Genomic DNA, 21,185 nt, shown 5'->3' on the forward strand with positions numbered 1-21,185 from the left:
CCTTATTGCTCCTTGGTATGCACGCTACCTGTATGACTGCGGGCTTTCCAGCGGCGCAGCAACAGGGCATTGCTGATCACGCTGACGGAACTGAAGGCCATCGCCGCGCCCGCCACCATGGGGTTGAGCAAGCCGAAGGCGGCCAGCGGAATGCCGATCAGGTTATAAATGAAGGCCCAGAACAGATTCTGCCGTATCTTGCTGTAGGTGCGGCGCGAGATATCGATGGCGTCCGCCACCAGGGCCGGATCGCCGCGCATCAGGGTGATGCCGGCCGCATGCATGGCCACATCGGTCCCCGTCGACATGGCGATCCCCACGTCGGCGGCCGCCAGCGCGGGCGCATCGTTGATGCCGTCGCCCACCATGGCCACTTTCGCGCCCTCGCCTTTCAGTGCGACAATTTTAGCGGTTTTATCGGCCGGCAGCATTTTCGCCGCCACCGTGTCGATGCCCAGCAGCTTGCCGACGGTGTCCGCGCTGCCTTGATTGTCCCCCGTCAACATCACCGTGCGGATGCCCAGGCTGTGCAGATGGGCAATGGCCGCCTGCGCGTTCGGCTTGACCTGGTCGCTGAAGGCGAACAGGCCCAGCAGTTCCGATCCCGCAGCCAGCCACGAAATCGTGTTGCCCGTGGCTTCCAGGGACAAGGCCTGCTCCGCCAGCGGCGTCATGTCTACATGCAACTCCTGCATCAGCCGCGTGCTGCCCAGTTTCAACTCCAGGCCATCGACCTGGGCCGCCAGGCCGCGCCCCGGCAAAGCCGACAGGCCAGTGGCTGGCAAGGGTTCGAGGTGGCGCGCGGCCGCCGCATCGAGCACGGCCGTAGCCAAGCTGTGCTCGCTGCCGCGCTGGATGCTGGCCGCCAGTTGCAGCAGCCGGGCATCGTCGATGCCATGCGCATGCAGGGCCGCCAGCGCAGGTTTACCCACCGTCAGGGTGCCCGTCTTGTCGAACACGACGGTATTGACGGCGTGCGCCACTTCCAGCGCTTCCGCATCCTTGATCAGGATGCCGTAACGGGCAGCGACGCCCGTGCCGGCCATGATGGCCGTCGGCGTGGCCAGGCCCAGCGCGCACGGGCAGGCGATCACCAGCACGGCCACGGCATTGATGATGGCGTTTTCCAGCTCGCCCGTGGCGAACCACCAGCCCAGCATGGTCAGCAGCGCCAGCACCAGCACCACGGGAACAAAGATGGCGCTGACCTTGTCCACCAGGTGCTGGATCGGCGCCTTGGCCGCCTGCGCATCTTCCACCAGACGGATGATGCGCGACAAAGTCGTCTCGCCACCCACGGCTTGCGTGCGCACCAGCAATAAACCATCCGCATTGATGGCGCCGCCCGTGACCTTGTCGCCCGGATGCTTATCGACCGGCAAACTTTCGCCCGTGATCAGCGATTCGTTGATCTGGCTGGCGCCTTCCACCACCACACCATCGACGGCCACCCGCTCGCCGGGACGGATGACCACCAGGTCCCCCACTTTGACTTGTTCCACGGGCAAGTCGATTTCCACGCCGTCGCGGCGCACGCGGGCCGATTCCGGACGCAGCACTTGCAGCGCGCGAATGGCAGAGGCCGTCTGGCGCTTGGCGCGGCTTTCCAGCCATTTGCCCAGCAGCACCAGGGTGATGACGACGGCCGACGCTTCGAAATACAGGTGCGGCAGCATCTCGCCCGCCGTCAGCCACTGGTAGACGGACAAGCCATATGCGGCGCTCGTGCCCAGCGCCACCAGCAAGTCCATGTTGCCGCTGCCGGCGCGGGCCGCCTTCCAGCCCGCCTTGTAGAAACGCGCGCCAAAGTAAAACTGCACGGGCGTGGCCAGCGCGCATTGCAGCCAGCCGGGCAGCATCAGATGGATGCCGGCCCACTCCAGCAGCATGGGCAGCATCAAGGGGAAAGCCAGCACGGCCGCGAACGCCACTTTCAAGCCGTCGCGGTTGGGCGCGGCAAGGGGCGCGCTGGCCCGGCTGGCGGCGGGCACGGTGGCTTCATAGCCGGCCTTGTCGATGGCGGCGATCAGGGTGGCCGCATCGGCCTCGCCCGTCACCTTGATGCGCGCGCTTTCCGTGGCCAGGTTGACGCTGGCGGCCAGCACGCCCGGCACCTTCAGCAAGGCTTTTTCCACCCGCCCCACGCAAGAGGCGCACGTCATGCCGGCGACGTTCAGGTCGATTTCGCGCTGCGCCACGCTGTAGCCAGCCTTTTCCACGGCCGCCTGCAAGGTGGCCAGGGGAATCGGCGTGCTGGACGTGACCTTGGCCACTTCGGTGGCCAGGTTGACGCTGGCCTGGGTCACGCCGGGCACGGCGGTCAAGGCCTTTTCCACGCGGCCCACGCACGAGGCGCAGCTCATGCCTTCGATGGCCAGCGCCTGCGCATGGGCGGCGGAGGGAGGAGGAGAACTGGAATTGGCGGGAGCGAGTGCGGCCTGGTTCATGGCAGATCCTGTGCGAAAGAGTAACGAATACGGACAGGATCTGCTATCCCATGATGGGAAGGTCAAGCCCTATTTGCACGGTGTGCCGGGCTTGTTTGACGACGCTTAACGCACGACGCAATCGATGGCGGCCGGCTTGCTGCCGCCTGCCGCGCTGCCCGGGCCCGATGACGACGATGAAAAGACCGGCGGCGGCGTGAACGGGATGCCGGGATTGACAGGCAGCATCACGGGCGGCTGCTTGAAGCTGGGCGTAAAACCAAACTGGCCGGCGGCAAAATTCTGCGTCCCGGCAGGATTGGTCACGTGAATCAAGCCATCGAGCACCTGGACATACAGGCCCGGCGCCCTCGCCCCCCCGCCTGGTGTAGGTACCGTCGGCACCGCCTGCGCCGAGGCCGGCACATAGGTAGCAACAAACGTCGTGCCGCGGATGCCGATGGTGGCGGCCGGCGTCTTCATCTCGAAACGCTCCTTGTTGCGCTTGCCCAGCAATCCCGTGACGGAACGCAAGCCGCCCTTGAGCAAACTGAAGATGGCATGGTCGCCGTCAGGCTGCTCGGCCGTGTAGCTGAATTGCTCGATGACGAAACTGGTATTCGGCTTCAGGGTGATTTCGCTATTGTCGATCAGCTTGATCAAGGCATAGGTTTCCTTTTCCGTCAGCAAGGTGTCTCCCTGCTCGACTTCGGACTTGATGGCCAGGATTTTCACCTTGCCATCCGCCTTCTTGGCCATCAAGGGACCACTCAACTGCATCACCGTGCCCGCCACCTGTCCCGCCCAGGCGTGCGCGCCCACGCACATCAGGGCCAGCCACAGCAAGGCCTTAATTGCAGTACATTTTTTTTGCGGCATCATCGTATTTGTATCCTGTGGGTTTATCTGTGGCATCGGCAACATCCTTGCTGTCTTTCTTCTTGTCATCATCCTTGGCTGGCGACGCAGAAGCGAGCGGGGCGTTGGCACGGTCGGCCTGCTTGATGATACGCAAGGCTTCATCGATGGCTGCGCTGGCGCTGGCATCGATGGCGGGCCTGTCGACGGTCGTGGCAGGCAGGAAGATGGCGTCCGCCATATTCACCGTGCCATTCGGCGCCAGCAAACTGACGTTGGCGCGCTGGCGGTTGATGCGCACGCCCGAGTCGCCCGTGATGCTGCCCGCTTTCGCCAGCACGCTCATGTTTGCCGCAGCCGGCAAGGCGAAGCTTGCCGTGTCCGCAAAGCGCACATTGCCCCCCGCGCTGGCGCTGAAATTGCCGCCGCCGAGGACCTGCGCATTGCCTTCGATACGAATGTCGCCGCCGGCCGCCAGGCTGATGTCGCGCGCCGCTGCCAGCTGCGCGCCATTGCCCAGCAGCACATCCGTGCTGGCATTGAGCGCAATGTCCTTGCCCTCGATCTTGCCGTTGACGGTGACGGGGCTGTGCGCCGTCACGCTGACGTTGCCGCCATTCGCATTGATGTTGCCGGCCATGACACCGCCCGTGTTGTCGATGGCGATATTGCCCGCGCCCGTGGCCAAGGTTCCCAGGACCAGGGTGCCCGGCGCCGAGGTATTGTTCAGCGCAATGCCGCCCCCTGCGCTATTGCTGGCGGTAAAACTGCCCACCTGGTTGCCCGCATGGCCCAGCACGATGCCATCGCGCGCCTGCGCAGCCAGGCTGCCGGCGAGCAAGGCACCATCCTGGCCGATGGCGCCGTTCAAGGCGCTCAGTTTCACCTCATTGGCCGCCAGGCTGGCGAAGCGCACATCTCCCGCCGCTTGCGTGATGGCCAACTGGCCCGCCAGCCGGATGGCGCCGGCCGTCTGATTAAAACTGTTGGCGACGAGCAAGTTACCGTTGCCGCTCAGCACACCGCCGCCTTGCGCATAACGGTCCGCCGACAGGCTGCCGTTCAGCAGCAAGCTGCCGCCGTTGATTTCCAGGCCGGCCAGGCCGCCCAGCACGGAGAGGTCCAGCGCGCTTTCACCGAGCGTCAGGCTGCCGCCCGTCAACAGCAAGCCCGACGCCGAATGCAGGTTTTTCAGGATGGTGCTGCCGGCCGCCGCGCTGTAGGTGACGATGCCCTTGCTGTTGCTGAAGTCGACGGCCAGCACGTTCGCGCCTTCCGGCACCACGCCACCATCCCAGTTGGCGGCGTCGCTCCACAAGCCGCTGCCGCTGCCGACCCAGGTTGACAATTGTTTTTGCGCAATCGTTGCCTGCGCCGTGCCGCCCGTCGTTTCCAGTGTGTAATTGCCCGCATCGGCGCCCGCCAGGCGGAAGCCGCTGGCTGTCACCAGCTTGCCCGCGCCCACATTCTTGTCGGCAAAGCTGCCGCTGCCGCCCACCACGCTGACCATATCCTGGCCCAGCACGCCGTTCGCCGACGCGCTGACGGCCGCATTCGTGGTGCCGTCATACACCTTGCCGGCTGCGCTCAGGCTGGCCAGGGTCAGGCTGGCGGGTGTAATGCTGGCCAGCAAGCCTGTCGGCAAGACGATAAAGTAATTGCCCGCATCGGCGCCCGTCAGCGCCGCGCCACTGAGCTCCACCGCCTTGGCCACGCCCACGTTCTTGTCCGCAAAGTTGGCCGCTGCCGAGGCCACCAAGCTGTCGCCGGCGAGACGGTCATCGCCCAGAACCAGGCTGGCGCCCGTCGTGCCATCGTAGACCTTGTTACCTGCCACGCCGGACAGGTTCAGCGCGCGCGCACCGATGTCGGCCGTGGTGCTTCCTGCATTGGCGCTCAGCACATAGTTTCCTGCATCCACGCCATCGAGTCCCACATTCGTGACAGTGACGGTTTTTCTCGCACCAGCGTTCTTGTTGTCAAATGAGCCATTTCCGCTCACGCTCAAGGCGTCGCCCTGGGCGCGGTCGTCGCCAAAGCCGACTTGCGCGGCCGTCGTGCCGTCATAGGTCTTGTTGACGCCGTTAAAGCTCACGTGCAAGGTACGCGCGCCGATGTCGGCCGTGGTGCTGCCTGCATTCGCGCTCAGCACATAGTTGCCCGCATCCGCACCATCGAGCCCCACGTTCGTCACGGTGACGGTTTTTCCCGCACCCGCGTTCTTGTTGCCAAAGGCGGCGCTGCCCGCCACCGTCAGGCTGTCTCCGCTGATCCGGTCGTCGCCAAAGCCGACTTGCGCGGCCGTCGTGCCGTCATAGGTCTTGTTGACGCCGTTAAAGCTCACGTGCAAGGTACGCGCGCCGATATCGGCCGTGGTGCTGCCGGAATGGGCGCTCAGCACATAGTTGCCCGCATCCACGCCATCGAGGCCCACATTCGTGACAGTGACGGTTTTTCCCGCACCCGCGTTCTTGTTGCCAAACGAGCCATTACCGCTCACGCTCAAGGCGTCGCCCTGGATGCGGTCGTCGCCGAAGCCGACTTGCGCGGCCGTCGTGCCGTCATACGTCTTGTTGATGCCGTTAAAGCTCACGTTCAGGACGCGCGCCGTGATATCGGCCGTCGTGCTGCCCGTGTAATCGTTGAGCACATAGTTGCCCGCATCGGCGCCCGTCAGGTGACCCGTCGCCACCTGGTAGTCGACGCTCTTGCCGCTGCCCACGTTCTTGTCGCGGAAGCTGCCCAGCAAACCGGCCATGCCGACCTGGTCGCCCGCCACCATGCCTTCAAAATAGCCATCCAGGGCCGCTTGCAGCGTGCCGTCGTAGACGCGGCTGTGCGCGCCCGTGACGCCATAGTTGAGCACGCGCGCCGTGATGGCTGCCGTGCCGTCCGCCGTCGTCGCGGCCAGGCTGTAGTTGCCCAGCTCATTGCCGTCCAGGGTCAGGCCACTGGCGTGCACGGCCTTGCTGCCGCCCGCATTCTTGTCGAGGAAGGCGGCGCTGCCGCTGATGCGGATATTGTCGCCCGTTACCACATTGCCCAGCACGAAGGTGGCGCCGTCATAGCCCAGGTTGCCGTCATATACCTTGCCATTGCCGCCGATGCCGACCGTCAGGATGCGCGGCGTGATGGCATAGGTGGTCGTGCCGCCCAGGGTGATGTCGTACTTGGTCGACCACAGCCCCGTCAGGCCGTAGGTACCCACATTGCGTGCATTGCTCCCGTAGCCGAGGCTGCCATTCACGCCTGCGTCGCCGTCGAGCAGTCCCACGTAACCTATCGTGCCCAGGAAGGCGGCCAGCTGGCCGTCGTAGACCTTGCCGCTGGCATTGTCCGTGACATGCACTTGCAGCGGTTTCAGGAGCGCCTTCAGCATCGGCGTCGTATAGCCATCGTAGATGCGCCAGACGCTGCTGAAATTGAAATCGTTGAAGCTGCCCTGCTGCTGCATCTGCGCCGTGGTACGGCCGCTGGCGCCGCCCTGGTCCATCAGGATGCCAGCCGTCTCATAGTTCCAGAAACCGAACGCGATGCCCGCGCCCACATCGGCGCGGCCCACCAGGCCGCCCACCGTACCGCCCGCAAAGCCGCTGCCGGCCACGGCACCGCTGCTGTAGACGTGGCTGGCGCTGCTGCCCGCCACGCTCCAGCCGATCAGCCCGCCCAGGTTTGCGCGGGGCACCGCCACGTCGCCATCGGCCGACACGCCGACGGCACCGGTGGCGTAGGCGTCGCTGATGCTGCCGCCATTGCGTCCCGCCAGGCCACCGATATTGGCCGCGCCGCGGGCGGCGCCCGTGGCGTAGGATTGCGAAATGGCGCCGTCATTGTTCCCCACCAGGCCGCCGACCTTGTCGCGCGCTCCCGTCACGTCGCCCGTGGCGTAGGCGGCATCGATACTGGCGCCGGCCAGGTTTGCCCCCACCAGCCCGCCAATGCTGCCGCCATTGGCCGCATTGATGCCCGCGACGTTGCCGCTGGCGCTGGCATTGCGCAGCGTGCCGCCGTTGCTGCCGACCAGACCGCCGACGGCACTGGCGCCGCTGACCACGGCGCTGCTGCGCACCGTGTCCAGCGTCCCGCCGATATTCAGGCCGACCAGCGCGCCGACATTGTTCACCCCCGCCACGCTGCCATTTTGCAGGGCCAGGTTGCGTACCGTCCCCCCCTGCACCTTGCCGAACAGGCCTACGCCTGAGCTGACGGTCGGGTTCAGGGCATTGATGTACAGACCGTTGATGACAAAACCGCCTCCGTCGAACATGCCCGCATACCCTGCGCCATCGCCGCCGGCGATGGGCGCAAAACCGGCGCCCTGGTTCCAGCTGGTCGTGCCGCTGGCGTCGATATTGCCCATCAGCCGATAGTTGTTGCCCAGCCCCAGGCTGCCGATGCCTTGCAAGCCGTAGATATCGACGATCTGGTAAGGCGCGGCCGTGCTGCCGTCGCCGCCGCTCACGCGCAGGAAGCTGGCGCCCGGCGCAATGGCGAAGCGGCTGGCCGAGAAAGCGGCCAGGCTAGGCGCATTTTGCATCCACGCGCCGCCGTCGAGGGCAAACAGGCCGCCTACCGTGACGGCGCCCGTGGCCGTGATGGGGGAAGCTGAATTGAGGCGCAGGTCGCCCGCAAGATTGATCGCATTCGAGATGCGCATGCCGCCCGTGTTGCTGCCGTCGCCGATGGTCAGCGAGGATGCCGAGATGCCGCCCAGTTCGGCCGCGTCCAGGCCCAGGGCGCCGCCGGACTTGCTGCCCAGGTCGATGAGGCGCGAGCTGCTCAGGGGCTTGATCGCCACGCTGGCGCGCCCGCCGCTGCCGCCGAAATTCAGGGTGCCGCCGAGGCTGATGCTGTCGGCCTGCAAGGTCACCGTCTGGCCGGCGGCGCCGCTGCCCGTCAGCCTTGCGCCGCCGCCCGTCAGGTTGATTTCGCCGCCCGAGAAATTGGCGCGCAGGGACAGGTTGCCGCTGCCGACGCTGACCACGCCACTGCCCGCCACGCTGGCGCCGGACAGCGACACGCTGCCGCCGTTCGTCGTGATCGGCGCGTTAAGGTGGATATTCGCGCCGGGACCATACGCGCCGCCGCTGCTGGCGTCGTTGGCCGACAAGGTCACATTGCCGCCGTTGGTGCTGATGGCCGCATACACATTGATCGTCTCGCCCGCCGTGGCGCTCAGGCCGATGCCGGGATTGAGCATATTGACGGCGCTGCTGAAATTAATGCGGTGCTGGGCCTGCAAGGTCACGTTGCTGTTGGCGTTGGAAATCACGTCGGCGCCGATGCTGGTGCTGCTGGAGGGCTGACCTTCGGCAAACTCGTCCACGTCACCGAGGCTGCCGCCGCCGCCTTGCACCACATCGATATCGTAGGGGTCGAGTAGCCAGCTGCCGCGCTTGCCGCGGCGTGCGCTCGTATCGACGCGGATGCCGCCCACGGCCAGGGAATGGCCCGAGGTTTCCACGAAACCGCCGTCGCCTCCTTGCGCGCCGCCGCGCGCGGAAATGCTGCCGTGCACCTGCGCCGATTCATTGCCCCAGGCGATGACCTTGCCGCCGTTGCCGCTGTCGATGGCATCGACCTTGACGCTGGCATCCTTGCCGACGAGCACTTGCCGCGCATTCTGCACGGCCGCGTTCTTGCCCTGATAGTCGCCGCCCAGCAAGACCGTGCCGCCGCCCGTGGCGCCGCTGGCGTCGATCGCCGCATTGCCCAGCAAGCCCACCTGCTCGCCCAGCACCTGGATGTCGCCGCCCTTGCCTGCCGCGCCCGTGGCGCTGGTCACGCTGCCCCCTTCGAGCAGCGCCTTGCCGCTGGCCTTGAGGATGATCCTGCCATTGTCGCCGACGACGGCGCTGTTCGCGTTGAGCACGCCGCGCTGGCTGACCAGTGCGCCGGCCATGCCGATGCTGCCGCCCTGGGCGATGATCTGGCCCAGGTTCAGCGCCTGGTCGGCGGGCGCCGACACCAGCACGCGCAATTGCGGATTGCCGGGGTCGGCCAGCTGCACGCTGCGCCCGGCCGCCAGGATCACTTCGCCGTTCGGCGCCGTGATGAGGCCCGTGTTTTCCACGTTCGGTGCGATCAGCAGCACTTGTCCGCCCTTGCCCGCGTTGATGGTGCCCGCATTGCCGACGGCACCGGCCACGCCGCCCGCCGTGAACTGGCGCTTGCCGGCCAGGAAATCCTCGTTCGTCATGCCCAGGCTGGACGCCACCAGTCCATTCACGTCCACTTTCGCGCCCTGGCCGAAGACGATGCCGTTCGGATTGATCAGGAACACCTTGCCGTTCGATTCGAGCGCGCCCAGGATCTTGCTGGGGTCTTGTCCCGTGATGCGGTTGAGTACGGCGCTATTGCCGTTTTGCTGGATGAAGCGCGTGATTTCGCCCGCATGGATGGAAAAGCTCTGCCAGTTGATGATGGTGTTGGGCGTGTTCGTGATCGAGAACACATTGCCCTGCTGGTTGAACGTCGCCTGTCCATGGACCACCTGCGGCAAGGCGGGGTTGGCCTGCGCCGCGCCGAAGCAGCCGGCCAGCAGCAGCGCCAGCGCCGTGCGGCGCAGGGGTAGCGCACGAGGTGAAGAAAATAATGGCGTCAGGATGAAAACGGAGGCGTGCTGGGCATGGTTTTGCATGGTGTTCATCCTGATACTAGTAGGCCAAGGCGAGGCGGAAATGCAGGCGGTTGGCATCGCGCTGTCCCGTGTCGCCGCCATTGACGACATGGGCGTAATCGAGTTGCAGATTGGCATAACGGCTCAGCAGCAAACGCAGGCCGAGTCCGCCGCTGGCTATGCCTTGCGAAGCGCTTTCGCCGGGCAGCGCATGGTTACGGCGCAGCCAGGCCGTGTCATAGAAGGCCAGCGCGCGGCATTGATAACCGAGGGCCTGGCCGCACCAGTTCGGCGTGTACAGCTCCAGGTTCAGGCTGGCGCCCGAGTCATTCGATACCTCGCGCTCGGCAAAGCCGCGCACGGACGCGGCGCCGCCGGCGCCGAACTGCTCGCCCGGCACCAGCGCGTCCGGCGTGACTTGCGCATTGACGAGCGCGCGCCATTGCCAGTCGCCGGCCAGCACGCGTCCCGAGCTGGCGCTCAGGCGCACCGTGTTGTAGGCGGCCTTCGCATGCGCGCGCACGCGGTCGAAATCGGCTTGCACGCCATGCTTGCCGCCAGGAATGTTATGCGCGAACGTGACGGCCACGCTGGTCTCGCCCGTGGGCAAGGTCCAGTTGCCGATGTAGCTGACGCTGAGCGGGTGCACGGTGACGTCGGCGCCCAGCTCCATGCCGAACAGTTGCACGCTGTTGCGATACGCCTTGTAATCGATGCCGTACACGAGCTTGGGTTCGAAATCGCCGCTGCGGGCAAAGTTCTGGTTGTAGCGGATGCCGGCCATGCTGCCCTGGCCGCTGACGGCCAGGTCGAAGATGCCGGCCGAAACGCTGCCCGAATCGACGTTCGAATAGCTGGCGAAAAAATCCATCGAGTCGCCCAGCGCATACAGCGGCAAGTGGTAGCCGGCGCCATACACGCCCACCTTGTCCGGCTTTTCCAGGCTGCTCGTATATTGCAGGCTGGCCACATGGTCGCGGCCGAACAGGTTGGCATGCTGCAGCACCACGCCCACGTGCGTCTTGCCCGTTTGCGCATTGCCCGTATTGTCCACGTTGAGCATGGCTTTCCAGGGCTGCTCATCGGCCACCGTGACGATGGCGTCGATGGCGCCCGCCGGCTCGTCGGCCTGCAGGCGCACTTCGATCTTGCGCGCCGGATTTTCGTTGGCCAGCTTCAGGCTTTGCGACAGGGCCGGCAAGTTCGGCGTCTCGCCTTCGCGCAGCGCCGGCAAGGCGCGCCGCACGTTGGCCTCGTCGACATGGGTATTGCCGCTGATGGCGAGCTTGCCCAGCGGTGTTTGCAGCACGCTCAGGCGCACCACGCCCCGTTCCAGTTCCTGTTCCGGCAGTTGCACCTGGACGGCGCTGTAACCGCGCTCGCGGTAAGCCGCCTCCAGCGCCTCGACGGCGCGCGCGATGTCGGAAAAATCGCGCTGCACTCCCGTAAAGGGCGCCAGCAGGGCTTGCACCTGCGCCGACGTGAGCAGGGTATTGCCCTGGACGTCGAAGCGGCGGATCTCGAAGCGCGGCACGCCATCTTCCTGCAGGGCAGGAGCAGCGTCATCCATGGAAACGGCAGCGCCGGCGGCGCCGACGGCGAACAGCAGCGCGGAACCCGCAAGCAGGTGCACCAAACGATATGTCATGTGAAGGATTTCTTGTGTAACCGGACAAGCGCGCGGCCCGCAGGCGCCAGCGTGTCCGGCAATGGATTGAAGACAAATTTTAGACGGCTTTTTGTTTCCAGTCAGAAATTTCTAACATTTCTCCCCGTTTTTTATCGCAACGCAACAAACAGTGCGCGCACAGTGATAAAAATGCCGCAATAACGGGCATTTTCCGGCGCGCTGGCCGCCTTATTTACTGTGCAATTCTGTCACGCCATCCCAGTCGGCTGGCGGCGGCAGGCTGCGATAGCGCTCCAGGCGCGCCGCGTACAGCCGGTACAAGCCGTCATCGGGAAAGTCCGCCTGCAAGCGGGCCAGCTGCGCGCCGGCCGCCGCCCAGTCGCGCGCGCGCAACAAGGCCAGCACCGCGTGCCAGCGTTCCACCTGCGCCAGTTCCGCGGCCGTAGCATCAGCCAGCAAGCCGCGCGGCTCGAAGATGGCCACGGCTTCCTGCTTGCCCTGCACTCTGACCCGATCCAGCTCGCGGTACAGGAATTCGACGGCGGCCGCGCGCGTGGCCTCGCCCACCACGATGCCCACGCCATACAGCTTGCTGGCGCCTTCCAGGCGCGCGGCCAGGTTGACGCTGTCGCCCATGACGGTATAGGCGCGACGGATACGCGAACCCATGTCGCCCACATGCATGGGTCCCGTATTGAGGCCGATGCCGATGCGCAGCGCCGGCCAGCCGCGCGCGCAAAACTGCTGGTTCAGCCGCGCCGCGCTGCCCTGCATCAGCAGGGCGCTGGCCACGGCCCGGCTGGCGTGATCGGCAAAGGCGACGGGCGCACCCCAGAACGCCATCACGGCGTCGCCGATGTATTTGTCGAGGGTGCCGCCATGGCTGTCGCGGATATCTTCCGACATGGCCGTCAGGTATTCGTTGATGTATTCGCGCAGCGCGGCCGGCGCCAGCTGCTCGGAAATGGCCGTGAAACCGCGCACGTCGGCAAACAGCACCGTCAGTTCGCGGTTCTCCCCCTCCATGGTGTAGCGCTGCGGATCGTCGGCCATCTCGGCCACCAGCTCGGGCGCCACATATTCGCCGAAACGGGCCACCAGCGCGCGTCCCTTGCGCACCTCGAAAAAATAGCCCCACGCCAGGTTGGCGATGAACAGCGCCACGATCAGCAACAACAGCACGGCGCCGCCCAGCACCAGGTCGTGCACGGCGTACAGGTACAGATTGATGGCGATGACGGCCGCCAGCGCGCCCACGGTCGCCAGCATCACGCCGGCCGGCGGTAGCATGGCCAGGGCGCCCGCCAGCAGCAAGCCAAACAGCACGATCTGCACCAGTTCGAGCGCCAGCGCATAGTCGGGCCGCGCCTTGAAGCGCCCGTCGAGCATGGACTTGATCAGGTTGGCATGCACTTCCACCCCCGGATACTCGGCATTCACGGGCGTGGCGCGGATATCGTTCAAGCCGGGCGCCGTGGTCCCCACCAGCACGAGGGCGCCCTTGAGCAGCGCGGGCGGCACCGCGCCGGCCAGCACGTCGGACGCCGAGACGTAACGGAAGGCGCCGCCATCGGGGCCGCCCGCGCCGCGGTACTGCACCGTGGTGGTCAAGGCTTCGCCCACGGGGATCGCCAGCGCGCCGCGCGGCGTAAACAGCATGATGTGTTCGAGTCCGCCGCTGGCCAGTTCGCGCGCCGACAGGGTATCGGCCGTGCCAGTGAAACGGGGGGCGATGGCGCGCGCCTGCAGGTAGGCGGCCACCGTGGCCAGCGATAGCGACGGATAATAGCCGTCGCCGATGCGCTGCAACAGGGTCGAGGAACGCACCACGCCATCGGCATCGGTCAGCGCCGTGAAGATGCCCGCACCCTGCGCGGCCGCCTGCAGGGGCGCGATATTGGCTTCGTAGCCGCGCGCCACGTAGGCCGTGACGCTGCGCCCGTTCAAATCGGCGACGGTAAAAGCCGGCTTGGGCAGCACGCCCTTTCGTTGCTGCTCCGACACGCTGTAGCCGAGCACCACGGGCTGGCCGCGCATGGCCTCGGCAAACAGGCCATCGTAATCCATCGCCGGGCGCAGTTTTTCCAGCTGCGCCGGCAAGCCGGCCACGCCCGCCAGTTCGCCCCGCGCCAGGCCCTGCAGCACGGCGTAGCCGGAACTGGTGTCCGCTTCGGGAAACGAGATATCGAAGCCCAGCGCGGCCACGCCGTAATGGCCGGTGAGCTGGCGCACCAGGCGCGCCTGGATATCGCGGCTCCACGGGAAGCGGCCCACCCGGGCCAGACTTTGCTCGTCGATGTCGACGATGACGATGCGGCGGTCCAGCTGCGGCGTCTCGGCACGCATGCGCCAGTCGCCCAGCATGGCGTCGAGCCGCGCGACAGTATCGTTGCCGGCCAGGCACAGGACGGCCGCCGCCAAGGTCAGCAGTATGCCCAGCAGCGACCGCGCCCCATGCTTGCGCAAGGCCAGCGACAGCTTCAAGGGGTATAGCCCGGAATGGCCGCCTCGTCAACGGCATCGATCTGGCTCGGATGCATGTGCTTTTCAGCGAAGGTCAGATAGACCTTGCTGCGGATGAAAACGTCGAACAGCTCCGGGTCGATATGCCCGTTCAGGCTGAAATTGCCAAGGATGCGCAGGGATTCGGACAGCGGCTTGCCCTTTTTGTAGGGCCGGTCGCGCGCCGTCAGCGCCTCGAAAATATCGGCAATCGCCATCAGCCGCGCCGGCACCGACATCTGCTCTTTCGTCAGCCCGCGCGGATAGCCCTTGCCATCCATGCGCTCGTGGTGGCCGGCCGCGTATTCCGGCACCTTCTGCAGGTGCTTGGGCCACGGCAGCGCTTCGAGCATGCGGATCGACACGCTGATATGGTTGTTGACGATGGCCCGCTCGGCCGCCGTCAGGGTGCCGGCGCGGATGGTCAGGTTTTCCGTCTCATCGGCGTCGAGGAAATCGCGCAGTTCGCCATCGGCCGCGCGCCAGCGGCGCCTGGCGATCTGCCGCACGCGCTCCTGGTCGGCCGGCGCCATGCTCTCGCCGCCGACGTTGACCGTGCGAATGAAGTCGCGCTCTGCGCGCAACGCCGCCTGCTCCTGCGCCAGCGCGCGGGCGATGGCGTCCTTTTGCTGCGGCTGCGCCGCCTGCTGGCGCAAGGCCGCGATCTCGGCGTCGCGCAGCAGCACTTCGTAGCGCGTGTCGATCAGGGCGATGCGATCAAAAATGGTTTCCAGCTTGGTGGCCTTGTCGACCACGTGCACGGGCGTGGTGATCTTGCCGCAGTCATGCAGCAGCCCGGCCAGCCACAGCTGCTTGCGCTCGTTGTCGCTGAGCCGGAAATCGGCCAGCGGCCCCGTTTGCGTGGCGTGCGCGGCGTCCGCCAGCAGCATCGTCAGCTCGGGCACGAACTGGCAGTGGCGACCCGTGTACGGCGACTTTTCATCGATGCCGATATTGATCAGGGTAACGAGCGATTCGAGCAGCTCTTCCAGCTGCGAAATGAGCAATTGATTCGTCAGCGCCACGCCTGCCTGGGCGGCCAGCGCCTCGATGAAGCGCTGGTCGGTGGAGGAAAAGGCGCGCACCTGGCCCGTCTCGCCATCCTTGGCATTGACCAGTTGCAGTACGCCGATCAGGTCGCCCTCGTGGTCGCTCATGGGCACCGTCAGGATCGATTGCGTGTGGTAACCGTGGTGGCGGTCGAACTCGCGCATGCCGGAAAAATTGAAGCCCTCGTCGCGATACACGTCGGCGATATTCACGCTGCGGCGCAGGTTCGCCGCATACGCGGCCACCGACGCCAGGTTCGGCTGGCCGACATCGTCAAACAGGGGCACGCCAGGCAAGCCCATGTCGGCGCCCTGCGCGATGCCCAGGCTGTCGTTGACGCTGATGTCGAACGCCAGCTGGCGGCCCCCGGCCATGGGCCGGTACAGGGTGGCGCCATCGGCGCCGCTCATGCTTTTTGCCAGCAGCACGATGCGCTGCAACAGCGCGCCGATATCGTGCCCTTCGCCGCCCAGGCCATGGCCAAGCGCGACACTGAGTTCGGTCAATTGCTCCAGTCTGTGGGCGATTTTCTCAGGGTGCAACTGAGGCATGTTGGTGGCAATCAGGTAATGGGCAAGCAAAAAAGGGGAAGTCGGCAAGCGCCAGTGTAACGGCCACCCTGCGCACTGTACATTACTTAGTTGCAACAAATTGAAATAACTTGCCGTATTGCAACACGCATAAATGTTGCCGCTAATCTCATTAATTAGAATAGAATCAACAATAATTACACCGTAACAAGGTACTGAATGAAATTCACGTTCAGGGGCGTGCGCGGCTCCATCCCCTCTCCCGGCCCGCGCACGGCGCGCTATGGCGGCAACACCACGTGCATCGAAGTACGCACCGACAACGATAGCCTGATCATCCTCGATGCGGGCAGCGGCATCTTCTCGCTGGCGCAGCAACTGCCGCCGGGCGAGCCCGTCGACGCGCACGTCTTCATCACGCACAGCCACTGGGACCACATCCACGGCCTGCCCATGTTTTCGCCCCTGTTCGTGGCCGGCAACCGCATGCGCCTGCATGGCGCCTTTGACGCCATCAGCGGGCGCGGCATCGAGCACGTGATGGCGGTGCAGCTGCAAGGCAGCTATTTTCCTGTCAGCGAAGCGGCCATGGCGGCCAGCATCGAGTACCGCACCCTGGCGCCCGGCGAAGCCGTCGAGGTGGATGGCGCGCGCGTGCGCGGCGCGGAAATGAACCACCCAGTCGTCAATCTCGGCTACCGCATCGACTGCGGCGGCGCCGCGCTGTTTTTCAGCGGCGACCATGAACCGTTCTACAACCTGCATCCGCCCGGCCATGCCGAGCACGCGGCCTGCGCGGCGCGCAATGCGCAGCGCCAGGCCGGCATCGATGCGCTAGTCGCCGGCGTCGATGCGCTGATCATGGATTGCTCGTACACGCGCGAGGAATACCCGGGAAAGCAGGGCTGGGGCCACGGCACCTTCGACGCCGCCTTCGACCTCGCCCTGCGCTGCGGCGCGCGGCGCCTGTACTGCACCCACCACGAACCGACCCGCAGCGACGAGCAGCTGGAAGCCGTGTTTGCCGACGTGATGGGGCGCTACAGCAGCCGCCTCAATGGCCTGCAAGTGTTCCTTGCCTACGAGGGGCTGACGGTGGAACTGGCCGGCGCATAAAAAAAGGGAGCCGCGAGGCTCCCTTTTTACTGGCGTTGGCTATCCATTACATGATGTGGTGGCCAATCCACCACGCGACTGCTGCGACGAAGGCCGACGCGGGAATCGTGAAGATCCAGGCCCAGACGATATTGCCCGCCACGCCCCAGCGTACGGCCGACATTTTTTGCGACGAGCCGACGCCGACGATGGCGCCCGTGATGGTGTGCGTGGTCGACACGGGAATGCCCAGCGCCGTCGAGACGAACAGGGTGATCGCGCCGCCCGTTTCGGCGCAGAAGCCGCCGACCGGTTTCAACTTGGTGATCTTCTGACCCATGGTCTTGACGATGCGCCAGCCACCGAACAGGGTGCCGAAGCTGATGGCCGTGTAGCACGAAATGATGACCCACATCGGCGGCATGGCATCGGCCGCGCTCGAGTAGCCGGCGGCGATCAGCAGCATCCAGATGATGCCGATGGTTTTTTGCGCATCGTTGCCGCCGTGGCCCAGGCTGTAGGCGGCGGCCGATACCAGCTGCAGGCGGCGGAACCACTTGTCGACCTTGCGCGGCGTCGAACGCACGAAGATCCACGACACGAGCAGCATCATGATGGAACCGAATACAAAGCCCAGCACCGGTGCGATCACGATGAAGGCCACCGTTTTCCACAGACCGGCCGCGACCAGCGCGCCCGTGCCGGACTTGGCGACGGCGGCGCCCACCAGGCCGCCGATCAGCGCGTGCGAGGACGACGAAGGAATCCCGTAGTACCAGGTAAACAAATTCCAGAAGATGGCGCCCATCAGCGCGCCGAAGATCACGTACTGGTCGATCACCGCCGGGTCGATTGTTCCCTTTCCCACCGTGGCGGCCACGGTCAGCTGGTGGAACACGAAGATGGCGACGAAGTTGAACGTGGCGGCCATGGCAACCGCGGTCTGCGGTTTCAATACGCCCGTCGAGACCACCGTGGCGATCGCGTTGGCGGCATCGTGGAAGCCGTTCATGAAGTCAAACAGCAGTGCGAGGACGATCAACAGGCCTAGCACGTAGATGCTGATTTGTATGGTCATTGTAGTTTCTTTTCTGATTCTGGTTCAGGACAGGCCCAACGCTTACGCGTTTTCGACGATGATGCCTTCGATAATATTGGACACATCTTCGCAACGGTCGGTCACGGTTTCCAGAATTTCGTAGATCGCTTTCAGCTTGATCAGGTTGCGCACGTCCGGCTCGTCGCGGAACAGCTTGGACATGGCGGCGCGCATCACGTGGTCGGCGTCCGATTCCAGGCGGTCGATCTCTTCGCAGATGGCGACGATCTTGCGCGAGTTGTCCATGTTGTGCAGCATGGCGACGGCGTCGCGCACTTTTTCGGTACAGGCCAGTACCAGTTCGGCCAAGCGCTTGGCTTCCGGCGTGACGGCCTTCAGGTCGTACAGCGAGACGGTTTGCGCCGCATCTTCCAGCAGGTCGAGGATATCGTCCTGGCGCGTGATCAGCTGATGGATGTCATCGCGGTCGATCGGCGTGATGAAGGTCTTGTGCAGCATTTCCACGGTGGCGTAGGTGACTTTGTCCGCCTGTTTCTCGATGCTTTCGATCGCATGCACGCGGTTTTCCAGGTCATCGAAATTGGTCATCAGGCCGAGCATCTCTTTGGCGCCCTTGACGCACAATTCCGCGTGCTGGTTAAACAATTCAAAAAACTTGCCCTCAGTGGGCATCAAGCGTCCAAACATGTCATTCTCCGTTAAGCATTGAGTCGTGTTATTTACTACAGAAAGCCGCCCCTTTTGATGAAGGGGCGGCCAATGGAATATCAGTGCTGCTGTGTTAGTCGCCTTGGTAAAGCGCCAGGCCACCACTGTAATTGCCAAATTTGGTGTACTGCCCCATGAAGGTGAGGCGGATGCTGCCGATTGGACCGTTACGTTGTTTACCGATGATGATTTCGGCCGTTCCCTTGTCCGGCGAGTCGGGGTTATACACCTCGTCGCGGTAAATGAACAGGATCACGTCGGCATCCTGCTCAATAGCGCCCGATTCGCGCAAGTCGGACATGACAGGACGTTTGTTCGGGCGTTGCTCCAGCGAGCGGTTCAGCTGGGACAGCGCAATCACGGGGCAACCGAGTTCTTTCGCCAGGCCTTTCAAGCCCCGTGAAATCTCGGAAATCTCCGTGGCGCGGTTGTCGCCCGGCGTATTGGCCGACATCAGCTGCAAGTAATCGACGATGATCAGGCCCAGCTTGCCGCATTGACGCGACAAACGGCGCGATCGGGCGCGCAACTCGATGGAATTCAAGGCCGGCGTTTCATCGATGTACAACTGCGCGTCGTTCATCTTCTGGATCGCATTCGTCAGGCGCGGCCAGTCTTCGTCGTTCAGGCGGCCCGTGCGCAGGCGATGCTGGTCGAGCTGTCCGACGGAGCCGAGCATACGCATGGCCAGCTGGGCGCCGCCCATCTCCATCGAGAACACGGCCACGGGCAAGCCGCTGTCGATGGCCACGTTTTCGCCGATGTTGACGGAAAACGCCGTCTTGCCCATCGACGGACGGCCCGCCACGATCACCAGGTCGCCCGGCTGCAGACCGGAAGTCATGCGGTCGAGGTCGATGAAACCGGTGGGCACGCCCGTGATTTCACTCTGGTTGTCGCGGCTGTACAGTTCGTCGATGCGCTCGACTACCTGCGTCAGCAAGGGCTGGATGGCGGTCCAGCCCTGGGCGCCGCGCGCGCCCTCTTCGGCGATGGCGAAAATCTTCGATTCGGCCTCGTCAAGCATCTGCTTGACTTCCTTGCCCTGCGGGCTGAAAGCCGTGCCGGAGATATCGTCGGCGACGGTAATGAGTTTACGCAGCACGCCGCGGTCGCGCACGATCTCGGCGTAGCGCCGGATGTTCGCGGCCGATGGCGTGTTTTGCGCCATGGCGTTCAGGTAAGCGAGTCCGCCCACATCATCGGCCTTGCCGAGCTGGGTCAGGGTTTCAAAAACAGTAATGACATCGGCTGGCTTGGAAGCGTTAACCATCTTGACGATTTGCTCGAAGATGATGCGATGGTCATAGCGATAGAAATCCTCCGCATGCATGAAGTCGGCGATGCGGTCATATGCGGCATTGTCGCGCAGCAGACCACCGATAACGGATTGTTCTGCTTCGATCGAATGCGGCGGAATACGGAGGGAATCCAGTTGCGGATCAGAGGGGGCGTTCATGGCGCGAATTATACCCGCTTCGGCGTGCTGGCAAAAATAAAGGGCTGAAATTGAGCGAAAAAAAGGCCACAAAAAAGCCGGGCGAACCCGGCTTTTCATAGTGCTTTACAGTACGGTAGCGCTTGCGGGCCAGGCCCGCAGACGATTACGCGTTCGCGTCTGGAACGACAGCGATAACAACTTCCACAACCACGTCGGTATGCAGAGCAACCGAAACGTTGTGCTCGCCAACGATCTTCAGCGGGCCGGTAGGCATGCGGATTTGTGCTTTTTCAACAGCAAAACCTTGCTTGGTCAGCGCTTCAGCGATGTCGAAGTTGGTGACGGAACCGAACAGACGGCCATCAACACCAGCTTTTTGAGCAACTTGAACGGTCAGGCCGCTCAGTTTTTCGCCCTGGGCTTGCGATGCGGCCAGTTTAGCGGCAGCAGCTTTTTCCAGTTCGGCGCGCTTGACTTCGAATTCAGCCACAGCGGTTGCCGTAGCACGACGTGCCAGGCGTTGCGGGATCAGGAAGTTACGTGCGTAACCGTCTTTGACTTTGACGACTTCGCCGAGGTTACCGACGTTAACAACTTTTTCTAACAGAATGATTTGCATAGTTCTTCTCCAGGAATATCTGACCGATTAAGCGTGGTGCAGATCGGTGTATGGCAGCAGCGCGAGGAAGCGAGCGCGCTTGATTGCGGTGTCAACTTGGCGCTGGTAATGCGCTTTGGTACCGGTCAGGCGTGCTGGCATGATCTTGCCGTTTTCTTGGACGAAGTCTTTCAGCGTGTCGACGTCTTTGTAGTCGACTTGCTCAACGTGAGCTGCGGTGAAGCGGCAGAACTTCTTGCGTTTGAACAACGGGTTTTGCTGTTTGCGTTTTTCTTTAAGCTTGAGCTTATTTTTGTCGAACTTTTTACCGAATGCCATGTCAGGCTCCTGTATCTAAAATGCGCTAGTCAGAATTGACTGCACTAAAATCAATGATGTGAAACACCAAACTCTTGCTGTTGCGGCTCTTCCTGGCCAGGAAACCCGTGAACTGATACACCCCGCCCAAGCTTGCCTGGCTGAACCGGCCTGAGATTTCGCCAGCGGCTAGCGCGGCAACATCAAACTCGGTCAAACGGGCAATTCCTGCTTCCATCTGCTGCGAACTGTGTTGCAATACTGCATTCACAATCGGCAGCCCTGCCGGGGTATAGCGCAATATTTCGCGCTCGGCAATGATGGCGGTTACTTGTAGCTGGTTCAGCGCA

13 protein-coding genes are annotated in these 21,185 nt (G+C 64.1%); 1 reads left to right on the forward strand and 12 read right to left on the reverse strand.

The genetic code is table 11. The features are described from left to right. Positions 1–2: 2 nt before the first annotated feature. The 6 genes from O0879_RS12080 to O0879_RS12105 all read right to left on the reverse strand — a co-directional run bounded on the left by O0879_RS12080 (position 3) and on the right by O0879_RS12105 (position 15,636). Positions 3–2,447: a heavy metal translocating P-type ATPase gene (locus tag O0879_RS12080; RefSeq protein WP_289916651.1), complete on the reverse strand. Its 2,445-nt coding sequence runs from the start codon at positions 2,445–2,447 to the stop codon at positions 3–5. A gap of 105 nt (positions 2,448–2,552) precedes the next feature. Continuing rightward, positions 2,553–3,308: a FecR family protein gene (locus O0879_RS12085; protein ID WP_289916653.1), complete on the reverse strand. Its 756-nt coding sequence runs from the start codon at positions 3,306–3,308 to the stop codon at positions 2,553–2,555. Continuing rightward, entirely contained in the window at positions 3,277–9,924 is a 6,648-nt protein-coding gene (locus O0879_RS12090; protein WP_289916654.1) for a YDG domain-containing protein, read from the reverse strand. Before O0879_RS12090 ends, O0879_RS12085 begins: the two co-directional genes overlap by 32 nt. A 16-nt stretch (positions 9,925–9,940) precedes the next feature. Further along, positions 9,941–11,551 carry a ShlB/FhaC/HecB family hemolysin secretion/activation protein gene (locus tag O0879_RS12095; protein WP_289916656.1) on the reverse strand — a complete coding sequence of 537 codons (1,611 nt, stop codon included), beginning with the start codon at positions 11,549–11,551 and terminating at the stop codon, positions 9,941–9,943. A gap of 210 nt (positions 11,552–11,761) precedes the next feature. Continuing rightward, positions 11,762–14,017: an adenylate/guanylate cyclase domain-containing protein gene (locus tag O0879_RS12100; protein WP_289916657.1), complete on the reverse strand. Its 2,256-nt coding sequence runs from the start codon at positions 14,015–14,017 to the stop codon at positions 11,762–11,764. Next, positions 14,014–15,636, reverse strand: a complete 1,623-nt coding sequence (locus O0879_RS12105) for an HD family phosphohydrolase (protein ID WP_289916658.1) — start codon at positions 15,634–15,636, stop codon at positions 14,014–14,016. The genes O0879_RS12100 and O0879_RS12105 overlap by 4 nt, the downstream gene beginning before the upstream one ends. A gap of 198 nt (positions 15,637–15,834) precedes the next feature. On the opposite strand from O0879_RS12105, the gene O0879_RS12110 reads away from it, so the two are divergent. Then, positions 15,835–16,731: an MBL fold metallo-hydrolase gene (locus tag O0879_RS12110; protein ID WP_289916659.1), complete on the forward strand. Its 897-nt coding sequence runs from the start codon at positions 15,835–15,837 to the stop codon at positions 16,729–16,731. A 46-nt stretch (positions 16,732–16,777) separates the two neighbouring features. Here the strand turns inward: O0879_RS12110 and O0879_RS12115 are convergent, their stop codons facing one another. The 6 genes from O0879_RS12115 to priB all read right to left on the reverse strand — a co-directional run bounded on the left by O0879_RS12115 (position 16,778) and on the right by priB (position 21,181). Further along, entirely contained in the window at positions 16,778–17,788 is a 1,011-nt protein-coding gene (locus tag O0879_RS12115) for an inorganic phosphate transporter (RefSeq protein WP_034783457.1), read from the reverse strand. Between the two features lie 42 nt (positions 17,789–17,830). Further along, a complete protein-coding gene (locus O0879_RS12120) occupies positions 17,831–18,457 on the reverse strand; it encodes a DUF47 domain-containing protein (protein ID WP_010400015.1) in 627 nt (208 codons plus the stop codon). A 94-nt stretch (positions 18,458–18,551) separates the two neighbouring features. Further along, positions 18,552–19,937, reverse strand: a complete 1,386-nt coding sequence (locus O0879_RS12125; protein WP_034750488.1) for a replicative DNA helicase — start codon at positions 19,935–19,937, stop codon at positions 18,552–18,554. A gap of 145 nt (positions 19,938–20,082) precedes the next feature. After that, positions 20,083–20,538, reverse strand: coding sequence for a 50S ribosomal protein L9 (gene rplI, locus O0879_RS12130; RefSeq protein ID WP_034783456.1), 456 nt, complete (start codon positions 20,536–20,538; stop codon positions 20,083–20,085). A 27-nt stretch (positions 20,539–20,565) separates the two neighbouring features. Further along, the gene (rpsR, locus tag O0879_RS12135) at positions 20,566–20,856 is read right to left on the reverse strand and encodes a 30S ribosomal protein S18 (protein WP_010400024.1); all 291 of its coding nucleotides are present in this window, start codon (positions 20,854–20,856) and stop codon (positions 20,566–20,568) included. Positions 20,857–20,881: 25 nt separating this feature from the next. Further along, positions 20,882–21,181 (reverse strand): primosomal replication protein N, encoded by a 300-nt coding sequence (priB, locus tag O0879_RS12140; protein ID WP_034783455.1) that lies wholly within the window; start codon positions 21,179–21,181, stop codon positions 20,882–20,884. Between the last annotated feature and the right edge of the window lie 4 nt (positions 21,182–21,185).

This window comes from Janthinobacterium sp. SUN120, from assembly GCF_030397735.1.
GTDB lineage: Bacteria > Pseudomonadota > Gammaproteobacteria > Burkholderiales > Burkholderiaceae_D > Janthinobacterium > Janthinobacterium kumbetense.

What these genes read in the sequence shown, in the direction of transcription:
- O0879_RS12080 (WP_289916651.1), bottom strand. Translation starts at nt 2,447, where the DNA reads ATGAACCAGGCCGCACTCGCTCCCGCCAATTCCAGTTCTCCTCCTCCC.
- O0879_RS12085 (WP_289916653.1), bottom strand. Translation starts at nt 3,308, where the DNA reads ATGATGCCGCAAAAAAAATGTACTGCAATTAAGGCCTTGCTGTGGCTG.
- O0879_RS12090 (WP_289916654.1), bottom strand. Translation starts at nt 9,924, where the DNA reads ATGCAAAACCATGCCCAGCACGCCTCCGTTTTCATCCTGACGCCATTA.
- O0879_RS12095 (WP_289916656.1), bottom strand. Translation starts at nt 11,551, where the DNA reads ATGACATATCGTTTGGTGCACCTGCTTGCGGGTTCCGCGCTGCTGTTC.
- O0879_RS12105 (WP_289916658.1), bottom strand. Translation starts at nt 15,636, where the DNA reads ATGCCTCAGTTGCACCCTGAGAAAATCGCCCACAGACTGGAGCAATTG.
- O0879_RS12110 (WP_289916659.1), top strand. Translation starts at nt 15,835, where the DNA reads ATGAAATTCACGTTCAGGGGCGTGCGCGGCTCCATCCCCTCTCCCGGC.
- O0879_RS12115 (WP_034783457.1), bottom strand. Translation starts at nt 17,788, where the DNA reads ATGACCATACAAATCAGCATCTACGTGCTAGGCCTGTTGATCGTCCTC.
- O0879_RS12120 (WP_010400015.1), bottom strand. Translation starts at nt 18,457, where the DNA reads ATGTTTGGACGCTTGATGCCCACTGAGGGCAAGTTTTTTGAATTGTTT.
- O0879_RS12125 (WP_034750488.1), bottom strand. Translation starts at nt 19,937, where the DNA reads ATGAACGCCCCCTCTGATCCGCAACTGGATTCCCTCCGTATTCCGCCG.
- rplI (WP_034783456.1), bottom strand. Translation starts at nt 20,538, where the DNA reads ATGCAAATCATTCTGTTAGAAAAAGTTGTTAACGTCGGTAACCTCGGC.
- rpsR (WP_010400024.1), bottom strand. Translation starts at nt 20,856, where the DNA reads ATGGCATTCGGTAAAAAGTTCGACAAAAATAAGCTCAAGCTTAAAGAA.